The 14,396-nt window shown below is 51.0% G+C and carries 14 protein-coding genes; 4 read left to right on the top strand and 10 right to left on the bottom strand.

The features are described 5' to 3' along the window. Positions 1–906: 906 nt before the first annotated feature. The 5 genes from AC0KUT_RS18235 to dksA all read right to left on the bottom strand — a co-directional run bounded on the left by AC0KUT_RS18235 (position 907) and on the right by dksA (position 7,232). Positions 907–2,328 (bottom strand): sigma-54-dependent transcriptional regulator, encoded by a 1,422-nt coding sequence (locus tag AC0KUT_RS18235; RefSeq protein ID WP_488831821.1) that lies wholly within the window; start codon positions 2,326–2,328, stop codon positions 907–909. A 94-nt stretch (positions 2,329–2,422) separates the two neighbouring features. After that, positions 2,423–5,395: an ATP-binding protein gene (locus AC0KUT_RS18230; RefSeq protein ID WP_488831820.1), complete on the bottom strand. Its 2,973-nt coding sequence runs from the start codon at positions 5,393–5,395 to the stop codon at positions 2,423–2,425. 64 nt (positions 5,396–5,459) lie between these two features. Further along, positions 5,460–5,642, bottom strand: coding sequence for a hypothetical protein (locus AC0KUT_RS18225; RefSeq protein WP_488831819.1), 183 nt, complete (start codon positions 5,640–5,642; stop codon positions 5,460–5,462). Between the two features lie 130 nt (positions 5,643–5,772). After that, positions 5,773–6,744 (bottom strand): tRNA glutamyl-Q(34) synthetase GluQRS, encoded by a 972-nt coding sequence (gene gluQRS, locus AC0KUT_RS18220; RefSeq protein ID WP_488831818.1) that lies wholly within the window; start codon positions 6,742–6,744, stop codon positions 5,773–5,775. Positions 6,745–6,788: 44 nt separating this feature from the next. Beyond that, the gene (gene dksA / locus AC0KUT_RS18215; protein WP_488831817.1) at positions 6,789–7,232 is read right to left on the bottom strand and encodes an RNA polymerase-binding protein DksA; all 444 of its coding nucleotides are present in this window, start codon (positions 7,230–7,232) and stop codon (positions 6,789–6,791) included. A 294-nt stretch (positions 7,233–7,526) separates the two neighbouring features. Between dksA and sfsA the strand changes: the two genes are divergently transcribed. Then, the gene (sfsA, locus tag AC0KUT_RS18210) at positions 7,527–8,246 is read left to right on the top strand and encodes a DNA/RNA nuclease SfsA (protein WP_488831816.1); all 720 of its coding nucleotides are present in this window, start codon (positions 7,527–7,529) and stop codon (positions 8,244–8,246) included. A gap of 16 nt (positions 8,247–8,262) precedes the next feature. Here sfsA and AC0KUT_RS18205 read toward each other — a convergent pair whose 3' ends face one another. Then, a complete protein-coding gene (locus AC0KUT_RS18205) occupies positions 8,263–8,820 on the bottom strand; it encodes a DUF4136 domain-containing protein (protein WP_488831815.1) in 558 nt (185 codons plus the stop codon). Positions 8,821–9,024: 204 nt separating this feature from the next. Between AC0KUT_RS18205 and AC0KUT_RS18200 the strand changes: the two genes are divergently transcribed. The 3 genes from AC0KUT_RS18200 to AC0KUT_RS18190 all read left to right on the top strand — a co-directional run bounded on the left by AC0KUT_RS18200 (position 9,025) and on the right by AC0KUT_RS18190 (position 11,161). Beyond that, on the top strand, positions 9,025–9,462 hold the full coding sequence (locus AC0KUT_RS18200) for an ion channel (protein ID WP_488831814.1): 438 nt from the start codon (positions 9,025–9,027) through the stop codon (positions 9,460–9,462). Between the two features lie 111 nt (positions 9,463–9,573). Further along, a complete protein-coding gene (locus tag AC0KUT_RS18195; RefSeq protein WP_488831813.1) occupies positions 9,574–10,398 on the top strand; it encodes an undecaprenyl-diphosphate phosphatase in 825 nt (274 codons plus the stop codon). Between the two features lie 151 nt (positions 10,399–10,549). Then, positions 10,550–11,161: a hypothetical protein gene (locus AC0KUT_RS18190; RefSeq protein ID WP_488831812.1), complete on the top strand. Its 612-nt coding sequence runs from the start codon at positions 10,550–10,552 to the stop codon at positions 11,159–11,161. A 36-nt stretch (positions 11,162–11,197) separates the two neighbouring features. Here AC0KUT_RS18190 and AC0KUT_RS18185 read toward each other — a convergent pair whose 3' ends face one another. The 4 genes from AC0KUT_RS18185 to AC0KUT_RS18170 form a co-directional block, all read right to left on the bottom strand. Continuing rightward, on the bottom strand, positions 11,198–11,581 hold the full coding sequence (locus tag AC0KUT_RS18185; RefSeq protein WP_488831811.1) for a gamma-butyrobetaine hydroxylase family protein: 384 nt from the start codon (positions 11,579–11,581) through the stop codon (positions 11,198–11,200). A gap of 78 nt (positions 11,582–11,659) precedes the next feature. Then, a complete protein-coding gene (gene hslU, locus AC0KUT_RS18180) occupies positions 11,660–12,982 on the bottom strand; it encodes an ATP-dependent protease ATPase subunit HslU (RefSeq protein ID WP_488831810.1) in 1,323 nt (440 codons plus the stop codon). 43 nt (positions 12,983–13,025) lie between these two features. Beyond that, positions 13,026–13,550, bottom strand: coding sequence for an ATP-dependent protease subunit HslV (hslV, locus tag AC0KUT_RS18175; protein ID WP_488831809.1), 525 nt, complete (start codon positions 13,548–13,550; stop codon positions 13,026–13,028). Positions 13,551–13,804: 254 nt separating this feature from the next. Next, positions 13,805–14,356, bottom strand: coding sequence for an SPOR domain-containing protein (locus AC0KUT_RS18170; RefSeq protein WP_488831808.1), 552 nt, complete (start codon positions 14,354–14,356; stop codon positions 13,805–13,807). Between the last annotated feature and the right edge of the window lie 40 nt (positions 14,357–14,396).

The raw sequence follows: 14,396 nt of genomic DNA, 5'->3' as shown, positions 1-14,396 counted from the left end.
TTGCTGTTAAGGGCGTATTCGGGCGAGTTTAGCAGATGAAGGATGCTTTGTACGACTGCCCATGATGCCAAGCTAGACATTTGGCGGCTCATAATTGCACAGCTTATGGTTTTGTTGGCTTTTTTTATTGAGATGGTTGAGATAAGCGCCTTAGAAAGTGTCACGGCTAGGTGCGCTTAGCTAAGGTGCTGGGATCTCTTCGCTAAATGAGTACGCCAGAAAAGCAAAACGGGAAAGCTTTCACTTTCCCGTTGGAGGGGAGCACCTAGGTGCTGCAAACGGCATTTTGTGGGTCGCCTCCATGGCTGAACTTCCAAACCTTCGTGCATCCCATCCTGTGCCTAGTCGGTATTTCCGCTTTATTTTAGTCTCTTATTGCTCTTATCTTCTAGCGTGGTCAATCTTCGTTATTATTATAATTTTCTCTTCTTATTGTTTATTGTTCTTATTATTAGTTTCTCTTTCTTATTGTCTATTGTTCTTATTATGTGCAGTTAGTTCTTATTATCTATTGTTGTTATTTTTAAGTTCATTTCGTTTCTTATTATTTGTTGTTGTTATTAGAGTTTGTTATTTAATTCTTATTGTTTGTTGTTGTTATGGCGCTAATAGAGCAGGTCTTGTGCCACTTTTTAAAATTCCTTATTTTTCAATGGCTTAATGTTTTTTGTCGCTTCCTTATTCCTTTTCGTTATGTCGAACAGTTACATATTCCGCTTGGAGTTGTTACTAAAACTGTTTCGGGTAACAGTTTTAGCCCGGTAACACTCTCGTGTTTCGGGGTAACAGCCTGGCGCCGATAGTCGCAAAAATGAACAAAGAGCGGGAACAAATGTCACCAAAACGAAAAACCCCCAAGTCCGTACAGGGCTTGGGGGTTTTGTTTTTGCTTGAGCGGTTGATGTGCTATTTGGCGGTTGATGCTGCCGCTGTCGCTTTGGAGCGAGGTATGCCAAGGCGCTGACGGCGCTCCCACAGACATTTTCTGCTGACGCCAAGTTTACGGGCTAGCTCGGTTTCGCTCATGCTGTCTTGGTGTTCCAGCACAAAGCGCTGGAAGTAGTCCTCAAGGGAGAGGTCATCCTGCTCGTGGCTGCGACTTTGGCCGTTACTTCGCCCTGCAAGACGCTGGGGTTCTAATACGGAGCTACCGGTGTCGTCATCGAGATCTTCATGATCTAAATCTATTGAGAGGAGGTGGCCGCCAATTTCGTTGCTGTCTTCACACAGAATGACGGCGCGCTGCATAGCATTTTCCAACTCGCGTACATTACCGGGCCAGTTGTAGCTCATGACGCTGTCCATCGCTGCTGACGACAGTTTGAGTAGAGGTTTGCCAAATTGTGTGCAGTAGCGTTGCAGTAGCGCTTCGGCGATGTTGATGATGTCGCGTCCGCGTTCGCGTAGCGGTGGCAACTCAAGCTGAACCACATTGATCCGGAAATAGAGATCTTCGCGGAACTTGCCCTCTTTGGCGAGTTTGCGTAAATCGCGGTGCGTTGCAGCAACAAGGCGTACATTTACTTTGCGCGATTCTACCGCGCCTAGTGGGCGAACTTCGCCTTCTTGCAGAACGCGCAAAAGGCGCGCTTGCGCTTCCAGTGGCAGTTCGCCGATTTCGTCGAGGAACAGGGTGCCGCCATCGGCTGCGGCAACTAGACCTTCGCGATTGGTGGAGGCGCCCGTAAAGGCACCTTTTTCGTAGCCAAAAAGCTCTGATTCTATAAGAGTCTCAGGAATAGCGGCGCAGTTTACGGAGATCATCAAGTGATTGTTGCGCGAGCTTTCCTCGTGGAGGGCGCGCGCAACAAGTTCTTTGCCGGTACCGGTTTCACCATGAATTAACACGGTTGCCGCGGTAGGGGCGACTTTGTGAATACGGTTATAAAGCTCTTTCATGACGTCGCTGCTGCCAATCATGCCGGCGATAGTGTTGCTCGCGGTGAGGCTGGCGGCGGCTACTTTGCTGGCGGCCGCTTTGGCTTTGCCTATGACTCGCTTAACGGCGGTAACCATCTCATCGTGGTCAAAGGGTTTAGCGATATAGTCCACCGCACCCATACGCATAGAGTCTACCGCTGAGCGCAGGCTGGCGTAGCTGGTCATAATCAGTACAGGCGTTTCGCCCGCGAGTTTGATCAGATCGGTTCCGGGTGCGCCGGGTAAGCGCAAGTCACTGATAATCAGATCAAAGTCTTTTAATTGAAATTTAGAGGTGGCCTCTTTGACGGAGGGGGCTTCGCTAACGTCGTATTGGTTGCGCTCTAAAAGCTTGCGCAGGGCGTTGCGAATAATGGTTTCGTCTTCAACTATCAGAATCTTACTCATAGCGATATTTCATCTTGCGGTTAAGCGATTAAGCTATTGCTAATGGCGATGGGTGGCAACTCGCGCTGCTACCCCCCAGGGTTCAGGTGTTGACTTATATATCCATAAAGGAATCTAGGTGGCGCGGGAGCGTAAAGATAAACTGCGCGCCGCGGTTATGCACCTTGTCTGCCGGGCTGATAATGTCCAAGTGCCCGCTGTGGTCTTCGATAATGCTGTAGACCATGGCCAGGCCTAAGCCTGTGCCCTCGCCCGTATCCTTGGTGGTGAAGAAGGGTTCCAAAATACGTTCAATGATCTCGGCAGGGATACCGTGACCCTCATCGGTAACAGAGACTGTTACCGAATTCTCATCTTCGTTACTTTCTAGCATAACACGCCCTTGCTCTGGGCTGGCATCCCGCGCGTTAGATAAAAGATTTATAAAAACTTGAATCATCCGTTGAACATCGCCAGCGACTATGGCGGTTTTGGGTATGTCGTTAATAAAGTTGACCTGATTTTTTTCTTTTTGCAGGGACAGCAGCTGGATGGCCTCCTCGGCGCATACCCGCAAAGACACGGCTTCAAACTCCCCTTTACTGGCAGCGTGGCCCGTGTGCGCAAAGCCTACGAGGGATTGCACTATGCGGCTGACGCGGTCTGTTTGGCTGAGAATTTGAGTGGCTGTTTCGAGAATTTCTTCGGGATTGTCGGACTCGTAGCGCAAGTTTTGCGCGAGGCAGGCTATGCCCGTAATAGGGTTGCCAATTTCATGCGCGACACCGGCTGCCAGACGGCCGACAGAAGCTAGGCGTTCTGAGTGAACTAATTCCTGCTCCAGCAGCTGGGTTTCGGTCACATCTTCAAGCAGCATGACCTGATCGAAGACGCCAGCTGTGATGGTGCCTTCGATATTGGCTTTGTGCAGGCTAATCCAATGGGGGCGGTTATTCAGTTGTATTTCGCGGCGATAGAAGTGGGGCTCATTGCTGCTGCTGAAGTCTATTAGCAGGCTGCACCAAGGTTCGGGAATGTCTTCCAAATAGGAGCCGGTTACTGTTTCGCTGGGCGTTTGAGTGAGTTCCGCCATGGCGCGGTTCCACATCAGAATCTCCATGTCGCGCCCGAGGGAGCAGACGGCCATGGGCAGTTCTTCTAGCGTTTTACGATGATAAAGGCGCAGATTGTTCAGCTCGGCCGCCATACCAGTGAGGTGGTCGCGATACTCGGTAAGGCGGTTTTCAATCAGGTTGATGTCCACGGTGTTCTGTGTCTCGGCAGCCTGATGGGGGATATGCTTGTCCATAATTTCGCTGGCGACGTGAATCCCCATCAGGCTGGAGAGGTTGCCTTCAATTTGGTCGCGTAAACGGCGCAGCGCATAGGGACGACGCTCGTTAATGGTAAGGTTGAGCTCGTGCAGTGCTATGTCGACTTCGCGGCTGGCGGTAACCTTGCCTAGGGGTTTAGATAGACGCGTTTTAAATTCAGCGGCTGAATGCACGTCGAGCGCCTGGCGCACGGGGTGACTGAGCTGATCGGCGGCACAGACATCGGCGCTGTACTGTTCATCTTCGGTCTGTTCGGTAAAGAGCGAAATGACCACAAAGCAAAAGGTGTTGATGCCGAGGGAGATCAGGGTCACTTCACTCCAGTATTCAATACCCACGGGAATGTTGATGTTGAGCAGTGGAACGGCGATATATTGAAGACCAGTAAATACCGGCAGCAATAGCCCTATGCCCCAAACACTCATACCTAGGCTTAAGCCTGCGAGTAGGCCACGGCGGTTGCCTCTGCCCCAAAATACAATGGCAAAGGTGCTGGGTAGGAATTGTAGGGTGGCGATAAAGGCGGTCATCGCCAGATGGGTCAGGCTGTAGCGGTTGTCGAGTAGCCAGTAGAACAGGTAGCCGCCGCAAAAAATGGCGCCGATAAGTATGCGGCGCAGCCAAATCAATTGGCTGTAAAGGTTGGAGCGGGTGCGCAATTTAAGGCTAGGTAGAAGCCAGTGGTTCATCACCATGGTCGAGAGTGCGAGAGAAATAACCACCATCGCTCCCGTAGCCGCGGATAACCCACCAATAAACGCCAATAAGGTTAAACCGGGCGAGCCAAATAAAATCGGCACCCCGAGGGTGTAGTACTGGGGGGGTAGCGGCACGGCCAATTCAGAGCCAGCCCACAGAATCGGGAAGATAGGGAGCGCCAGCAGCAATAAAAACAGTGGAAACGCCCAGGTCACAGTATGGGAGTTGCGCATCAGTGGGTTTTCGGCCAAGCCCAAATGGAAAATATGCGGCATGGTCACAGCGGTGGCGACAAAGACCAACAGCAGGGTGTGCGCAGAATCGGTGTGAATGGGGGTGTGCAATAGCGACAGGTTTTCGGGGTGATCCAGCAGCCATTGATCGAGGCCATCTAAGCCATCAAACACGCCAAATACCGATACCAAACCTATAGCGCAGAGTGCGCATACCTTGAGCAGCGATTCAAATGCCATGGCGGTAATTAAGCCGCGATGCTGTTCGCGGTTGGCACCGAAGGAAATGGTAAAGAGTGCCAAGATAACGCAGTAGCAAAGTGCCATCACATCTTTAAAGGAGAGACCGGTGCCTGCCAATGGTAGCGATGGATTTTTGCTCACGGTGAGAATGTGCATGGTGTCGGCAATGGCCTGAATCTGTAGGGCCATGAGCGGCAGTATCCCGCAAAGCATACACAGAGTGGTTAGCGCGCCCACGCTGTGACTGTGGTAGCGGAACACCAATAGGTCAGCGAGTGAGTGCACTTGATGGCGGCGCGCCAGCTCTGCCAAGGGCGCGAGGGCAATAGGTGCAAACAGAAAGAGTGCGCCTGTGCCTAGGTAATAAGCGAGCGCGCCATAGCCGTATTGAAAGGCTAAATCGACCACACCATAAAATGCCCAGGCGCTGGCAAAAATACCCAGCGACAAAATATAGGTAATGGGGTGGGCGGTAATGGCATCGGGAATCCAGCCCCGCTCGGTGATATAGGCGATGCCGAAGAGGAGCAGTAGATAACAAATGCCGATAAGAGCAACTTGGCTTAAATCAAAGGTCATGGCGTAGTTCTAATAATTATGGGTGTAAGTGTGCGGCGGCCGTTTTTGTCGTGCTAGCGATGAGCTAATCAAATTCGTGATAATTTTTGCGGCGTATCTGCATCACAAAAGCAACGATGATTACCGCTATCCACACAATAAATGGCCTATACCAAGCCCCCTCTGGATTGATGATCCAATTAAACAGGGTCGGTGAAAAAATATAGGCAACGACGAGCAATAAGATTACCAAGCGTTGGTTGTTCATAGTCAGGTCATTCCTATAAAGCGAAAGCGAGTTTGGCGATAATTCAGTTCTGGTGAAAGTTTGGGTTGTGCAGCTGTGTTGTTATTCTTTTTAGTGTTGCTCTTTTGAGATTTGTAAGTGACATCTAGGCTTAGGCTAGGTGCGACGTTTCAGGGGTATACAGGTGCCCTAAACCTTTCACTCGTGCGCGACACCAATGCGCCTGTGCCCAGCTGAGTATAGTCGCTGGCGCGGCGCCCCAAATATCCTGAGGGGGATTCTGCCCTAAAAAGGCTAGAGCGTGCCAGAGATTAATTCCCGCGCGCTGGTTATCCAGTGGCGCCGCTTGATTTTGCTTGCTGAGTTTCTGCCCATTTTCCTGCAGGGCGAGGGGTACATGGCCAAAGATCGGCAGTGGCGCTGCGAGCAGTTTAAACAGAAAAAGTTGGCGTGCGCTGACCTCGAGCAAATCGCTGCCGCGAATAATATGAGTGATGCCTTGGGTTATGTCATCGACCACCACGGCTAATTGGTAAGCGTAAAAGCCGTCGCGCCGTTTTAAAATTTGGTCGCCGGCGTGAGTGCGCAGGTTTTGCTGCTGCTCGCCTTGAAAGATATCCTTAAAGTGCCAGATGTCGGGGCTTGTCGCTCGGGGTAGATCGTACAGCTTAAGGCGCAGGGCGCAGGCTTGATCAGGCTTGAGCGGCCCGTTGCGGCAGCGGCCATCATAGATGCCGCCCATGGTATTTAATTCTTGACGGCTGCAGCTGCAGGCATAGGCCAATTGCTGCTGCTGTAGGGAATTGAGGCAATCTTCGTAGGCTGCATGACGCTGGCTTTGGTAGGTTACCGCGCCATCCCAATGCAAATGGTGTGCGTCTAGGCTGCGTAGAATAAGTTCCGTAGCGCCGAGTTGTTCGCGCGGTGGATCAAGGTCTTCGATACGCACTAGCCATTGGCCTTGGTGAGCCTTGGCATCGAGAAAACTGGCGAGGGCGCTGATAAGCGAACCAAAATGTAAGGGGCCGGTGGGTGATGGGGCGAAGCGGCCAGTATAGGTGGAGTATCCCTGAGTGGGTGGCGTGAAGGTGGTGCTTGCGGAGGTAGTCGGTGTGTTAGGCATGAAACGCTGAGCGAGGCGGCGAGCACTGCTCGCCGCCTATCGGCTTAGCCGCCGATTTGCTTCTCTTTGATTTCAGCGAGGGTTTTGCAATCCACGCAGAGTGTTGCGGTAGGGCGCGCTTCTAAACGACGTATACCAATCTCAACACCGCAGGCATCGCAGTAACCGTAATCGTCATTTTCGATCAGCTCAAGGGTAGAGTCGATTTTTTTGATGAGCTTGCGCTCGCGGTCGCGGGTGCGCAGTTCGAGACTAAACTCTTCTTCCTGACTGGCGCGGTCGGCCGGGTCGGGGAAGTTAGCAGCTTCATCTTTCATGTGGGTCACAGTGCGATCCACTTCCTCCATCAGCTCCGAACGCCAGTTCAAAAGCAATTGTCTAAAGTGAACCTTCTGATTGTCATTCATATACTCTTCGCCTTTTTTCTCCACGTAGGGAGTGAAAGGGCGGAGTGCGAAGGTTTCAGTAGAAGGAGATTTTTTCGCCATGTTAGCGCCTCGTAGGACATCCTGGATCAGCTTTTATCTGACGCCACAATGACGGCAGAAATTGAAGGGGGAGCAAGCTATCAGATAACAAAAAGGAGTGCTAGCACTTTTTGGCCCCAGTGCAGCCCAAGTCAAAAAATGTTCGTCTTCGGCGGCACCAAATAAAAACTATAACGGCAAAACCGGTGAATTGTGCTGCAAATTGCACCAAAAGAACCCTTTTTAGGTAGATTTGTGGAGAATGATCTTGTGGTTTTATTTGTTGAGTTTTACCTGTGGACGCGAGCCTTATTTATGAATACCCCTCTGATTTTTCACTCCGGCGTACTTTTGCGGCGTTACAAGCGCTTTTTAGCGGATATTCGTCTGCCCAGTGGCGAAGAAATTACCTTGCATTGCCCTAACACGGGCTCCATGAAAAACTGTGTGCAGCCCGATAGCCCTTGTTGGTTCTCAACCAGTGACAGCAAAACCCGTAAATACCCGCACACCTTAGAAATTGTCACAGTGCCGGGCGGCCATTGGGCGGGCATCAATACTGGGCGCGCCAACGGCTTGGTCGCTGCCGCACTTGATGCTGGGCTAATAAAGGAATTGCAGGGCTATACCGCTCGGCGCCCTGAGGTGCGCTATGGGCAGGAGCAGTCGCGCATTGATTTTTTGCTCAGCGGCAACCTCGCGGATGCGCGCGACTGCTATCTAGAAGTTAAAAGCGTTACCTTAATGGAGGCCGAGGGTCAGGGCTACTTTCCTGATGCGGTGAGCGCGCGTGGTGCTAAACACCTGCGCGAACTCATGCAAATGGTGCAGGAAGGTCAGCGCGCAGTCTTGTGCTTTTGCGTGCAGCATACGGGGATAACGCAGGTCAGCCCTGCTGATCATATCGATAAGGTTTATGGCATTACCCTGCGCGAAGCTTTGGCGGCAGGGGTTGAGGTGATCGCCTATGGTGCGCACATAGCGCCGGAGGCTGGCTCACTGGCGTTGCGCGCTTCGATCCCAGTCGTCTTATAGTGCGCGGCAGCCCATGCTATTTATCGAGCGCGGCGGGTGGGAATTGAATCAGCAGCTGCTTGAAGGTTTCCCGCAGTTTTTGCTCGGCTTTCAATTTGAACTGAATCAAAGGAATCCCTTCGGCGTTGCCGCGCCACACAAGGGTATTGCTCGCCGCTTGGGTGATATCGATAACGATCACTGCCTCCTGCTTGCCCTTGCCCAGCATTTGGCTAGAGCCTAAGCCGATACTGCCATTGCGCCCTATAGGCATACCAAGACCAATGCCGATACTGGTATTGCCGCCAGTGCTGGCGCGGGTAAAACCTTGCAAGTCGATCAAGAGATCGGGCTTGTCGGTAACGGGGATAAAGCCCTGTGCTTGCAGTTGGTCATCGGCCAATTGCTGCAAGTAAGCCGCGCCAATGTCTGGTATGTCGATGGTGGCGGCGCGCCAGCTATAGGTTTTTAGCGGGCTAAAGTCGGTGCCGGCTTTAAAATCTTGCACATAGCGAGTGTTGGCGCAGGCAGCCAGACAGAGCGCGAATGCAAGCAAAGCGAGTTGCCCCTGGCGGAGGCTGGATAATGTAAACATGGTTTGCTCCAAAGTGACGGTTGCAATGCAGTTACGCGTGCTTGAAAACACTGAACTTAAGTGGCTTGCAGATTACCCCTGTCGAGTAAAAATTAATAGAAGTCGCGGTTTTTTAATAAGCTGCAATAGTAGGGCGTTATATTGCGGTGCTAAATAGTGTCGTTTCGTTATAGTGTCGTCTCATTGTGGAGAGAATCTTGCTGTATGAATATCGCGCTGGTAGAAATTTTTCTGGTTAACGCATTCTTGGTTGCTGTTGTGGTCTTGATTCATTTTGAAGCGCTTAATCTTTTAACACAGTGGATTCCGCGGTTACCTGGGCGCGCGCGGGTAAAAATATTAGCGGGTGTTTTAGGTGCACTTTTTGCGCACATGATAGAAGTTTGGGTATTTGCCTTGGGGCTTTATGTCTTGATTTTACATAGGGATTTAGGCGAATTGGTAGGCGGGAGCGGCGAATTGTTATTGGATTGTGTCTACCTCTCGTTCACTAGCTTCACTTCCTTGGGCGTGGGGGATATTTATCTCGTCGGCCCCGTTCGCTTTCTGGGTGGCATAGAGGCGTTAACCGGCTTGGTGCTCATCGCTTGGACTGCTTCTTTTATGTACATCGAAATGCAGAAGCTGTGGCGTGTGCATTAAGTCTTGCTGACGCGCTAAGCCGCGCTGAAGGTTTTTTGCTTTTTAATGGGTGTTACTGCAGACTGCGCCGCAATTATGGCTGGCCCTTTTTCTTTTCCTCAAGGAGTTAACGTGGAACTTATTATCATTATTAAAGCAATTGTTATGGGGTTGGTGGAAGGCGTCACCGAGTTGCTGCCTATTTCCAGTACGGGGCATTTAATTCTTGCTGGCGAGCTCATGAATTTTATGGATAAAGACAAGCGCGTGGTGTTTGAAGTGTTCATTCAGATGGGCGCGCTTATGGCCATTGTGTGGGAGTACCGCAGTAAAATATTTGGCAGCTTGTTCGCTATTGGCCATCCGGGCGCGGGGCGCAATCTCTACCTTAATTTAATGATTGGCTTTTTACCGGCTGCGCTTTTAGGTTTTATCCTCAGCGATTTTATTACCGAGGTACTGTTCAGCCCCTATGTGGTCGCAGGAGGATTTATTGTTGGCGGTTTTATTATTATTTGGGTAGAGAAACGCGCCTATGCCCCAACCCTAGATGACATGGATAAGGTAACTTACAGCACCGCGTTAAAAATTGGTTTATGCCAATGCCTCGCGCTAATTCCCGGCACTTCGCGCTCAGGTTCTACGATTATCGGCGGTATGTTTTTTGGCATGTCGCGCACGGCTGCTACAGAATTTTCGTTCTTTCTCGCACTGCCGATGATTTCCGCCGCGTCACTTTACAGTTTATTTAAAGCGCGGGATCTTTTGGTGATGGAAGACGTAGGTGTTTTGGCGATTGGCTTCATCACCTCATTTATCAGTGCTTTTATTGTGATGCGAGCGCTGTTGCGTTTTATTAGCAATCACACCTTTATGGCGTTTGCCTGGTATCGCATTGTGTTTGGTTTGCTCATCGCCGCTACGGCTTATACTGGTGTGATTAATTGGGCTGCATAAACATGCCACGGTTATTTTAATTGTTTAAGGCTTTTGGATTAGCAGAAAAATTAATTTGCGCTTTTGCTGTGCTTAGACATAATGTCGCCGTGCCGCTTGGGGATGTTGTCATCAGGGCGAGCTAATTATATTGTCGATAGGAGATCTAGGAATGAAAAAGTTATTGTTGGCTATTGCGGTCACGCTCACGGCCTGTGGTGGTTCGGGCGGTTCCAGTGAGACGGATGGTTCTGGCAGCTTGCAGGGGCTTATAAGTAATGGAGGCGGAAGTGGAGGCGGAGGCGGAGGCGGTAAAATTGCTGGTGTCTGGGATAGCAGTTATGACGACCCTGACTATGGCTTTGACGAGAGCTATTTCGTTATAGATTCCAAGGGCAATCTTAGCGGTTATGACTATGCGGGCGATCCAGCTGATAACTGGGGCAACTGTTATTGGATCAACAAGAATGCTGGTAAGATCACCTCTTTGGGAGGTGGAAAGTATCTTATGAGTGATTTTGATGGCCAAGAAGCAGCTGAAGAGGTGGAGATCAATGTGTCGGGCAATACCATGTCGTTTTCATTTCGAGATATTGACGACGAGGATGAAGATGGTAATACCACCGAGTTTCTTCCCGACGAAGACACTTTTACGCGCTCTACGCGCACAGTCGCCAGCTTTACCCCAGAATGTGTGGACTCAGCTGCCGCTGCGCATGCGCTTATTCCAACGATGAAACAAAAAACGTCGGTGCTCTCACGGGCCCCTGCCGCTAAGCCCTAGTAGCGGTGTAATGGCGCTCTGCAGTAGCGGGCGCCATTACACAAACTTCACCACGCTCGTATCCTTTAGTCTGCTTTTTCCAGCGCCATGAAGTGCGCTGAGATACTCGTCCCATAGCTTTGTTTGATTCGCGCCTAGCTCGTAAAAATATTCCCAAGTATAAATTCCCGTTTCATGGCCGTCGTCGAAGATGAGCTTTAAGGCATAGTTGCCCGCGCGCTCAATTTTAGTGATTTGCACTGCTTGTTTGCCGTGTTGCAGAATCGCTTGGTTGGGGCCGTGGCCTTTTACTTCGGCACTGGGTGAATGAACGCGCAGAAATTCGGCGGGCAATAAAAAGTGTTCGCTACCGAAGTGCAATTCCAGCTGTTGGGACTGTTTGTGTAGTTGAATTTTGGTGGGAATTTTTGGGTTGTTCATGAGGGCGTCGGCTTGAAAGAAAAAAGTGTGAGTAGGTGAAAAGTGAAAGGGCGCAGTTGCGCCCTTGTTATTGACTCACTAGAGTATGTAGCGACTTAGATCTTCATTTTTAGCCAGTTCGCCCAATTGTTTTTCAACATAGGCTGCATTAATTTCGATTTGCTTGTTGTTGTCGCCCGCATCGAACGAAACATCTTCTAGCAGTCGCTCCAAAATAGTGTGTAAGCGGCGCGCGCCTATGTTTTCAGTGCGTTCGTTTACCTCGAAGGCCGTTTCGGCAATGCGGCGAATACCGTCTTTGGTGAAGTGTATTTCCACACCTTCGGTTTTAAGTAGCGCAATTTGCTGCTCTGACAGTGACGCTTTGGGTTCGGTGAGTATGCGTTCAAAATCGTCGGGCGTAAGTGCTTGCAGCTCTACGCGAATAGGCAGACGGCCTTGTAATTCAGGGATTAAATCGGAGGGTTTACTCAGGTGAAATGCGCCTGAGGTGATAAATAAAATGTGATCAGTTTTAATCATGCCGTGTTTGGTTGAAACGGTACAGCCTTCAATCAAGGGCAGTAAATCGCGCTGTACACCTTCGCGTGATACATCGGCACCGCTGGTTTGGCCGCGGCGCGCTACCTTGTCGATTTCGTCGATAAAGACTATGCCATTTTGCTCAACTGCTTCGATGGCTTGCGCTTTAATATCTTCTTCGCTGACCAGCTTGGCGGCTTCATCATCTTGCACTTGTTTGAAGGCTTTTTTCACCGTGAGCTTGGCTTTTTTGGTTTTATCGCGACCTATGTTAGAGAACATACTTTGTAATTGATTGGTCATGTCCTCCATGCCCGGTGGAGCCATAATTTCTACGCCCACAGGCGTTGCGGCTATGTCGATTTCAATTTCTTTATCGTCCAGCTCACCTTCACGCAACTTCTTGCGGAAAATTTGGCGGGTACTGGAGGCGTGTTTGGCTTCTTCGCTGGCCTGATCGCGTGCAGGCGGTAAAAGTACATCGAGAATGCGCTCTTCTGCGGCTTCTGCGGCGCGAAATTGCACGCTCTGCATGGCTTGTTCGCGGAGCATCTTTATGGCCACATCAACCAAGTCGCGAATAATAGATTCTACGTCGCGGCCCACATAGCCAACTTCCGTAAACTTCGTCGCTTCGACTTTGATAAAGGGCGCGTTGGCGAGTTTGGCGAGGCGGCGTGCAATTTCTGTTTTGCCCACGCCAGTCGGGCCAATCATTAAAATATTTTTGGGCGTAATTTCGCCGCGCATATCCACATCGACTTGCATGCGGCGCCAGCGGTTGCGCAGGGCGATGGCCACGGCGCGCTTGGCGTCTTGTTGGCCGATAATGTGTTTGTCGAGTTCGTGCACGATTTCGCGCGGAGTCATGGAAGACATAAAAATGGGTTACCAATAATGAGCAATCTACTGTTGCTCGGAATTAATATTCGAGGGTTTCAATGGTGTGACTTTGATTGGTGAAGACGCAGATGTTGCCCGCAATCGTCAGACCTTTTTCCACAATACTACGCGCATCGAGCTGGGTGTTGTCGAGCAGCGCGCGCGCGGCGGCTTGGGCGTAGTTGCCGCCGGAACCTATGGCAATAAGATCGTCTTCCGGCTGAATGACATCGCCATTGCCGGTAATGATGAGTGAGGCTTCTTTATCGGCGACGGCGAGCAATGCTTCCAGTCGGCGCAGGCTGCGGTCGGTGCGCCAATCTTTCGCGAGTTCCACGGCGGCGCGCACCAGTTGGCCGTTGTGGGCTTCGAGTTTGGCTTCAAAGCGTTCAAATAAGGTGAAGGCATCGGCGGTGCCACCTGCGAAGCCGGCGATGACTTGATTTTTGTAGAGACGGCGAACTTTGCGTGCATTGCCTTTCATGATGGTATTGCCGAGGGAGACTTGGCCGTCGCCGCCGATAACCACTTGGCCATCGCGTCTTACCGAAAGAATTGTAGTCACTGGACTTCCTATTAGTGTATTGGCTGTAAATGATCTTGTGCGTGGGGCCGAGTACTGCTTAACAGTGGTTCGACCTTTCGTGTCGCTGATCTTAAAAAGTGCTGCTCTTAAATAGAATTTAGCTTAGGTGCCGTTCGAGCTTGAGCGCTGTTTGGCCTTAAGTGCAGCTACGATGAGGAAAGGATGGGGGCGGGGGGGAATATTTCAAGGCGCAGCCTCTAAGCTGCGCCTTGAAAGTAGAGCGAAGCGTACGCTTAGCGCTTGGTTTTGGCGCGTTTGAGCACCAGCGCATTGTATTGATTGTTCACCAATTGGCTGCGGGCGCTGGCGAGGTTGGTTTGGGTGTCGAAGGGGCCGACTACCACGCGATGCCAGAGTTCGCCTTTGCGGATTTCAACTTTTTCGATGTGGGCATCGAGGTTGAGCAATATCAACTGGGCGCGCAGTTTGTCGGCATCGATACTGCTGGGGAAGGATCCCACTTGGAGTATGTATTCAATTTTTTCTTGCGGCACTTCTGGCGTGTCGGCGCGCGGTGTTTCGCTCGCGGGCACTATGGTTTCGCTCTCTTGCAGTAGCTTGTAAAAGTCGAAGCGAGGCTTGGGCGTTTTATTCTCGCTCACTTTGGGTTTGGGTTCTGCTTTGGGCGCAGGGGCGGTAACCGGATTTTTGATGAAATAGAAGCTGGCGGCAAAAGCACCTAGCACAAGGCCTGCAACAAACCACGTCCAACCGGGGGTTGGGCTGCTCTTAGCGGGGCTGCGGCGATTGGTGGTGCGCGTTTTTTTGGCGAAGTCTCTACTCATGGAATGGGCGTTTCACTGCTGGGGGTTGGTGTATCAAGGG

The organism is Cellvibrio sp. 25HG11W-0 (assembly GCF_057815475.1).
This window is presented reverse-complemented; position numbering and strand designations above follow the sequence as displayed.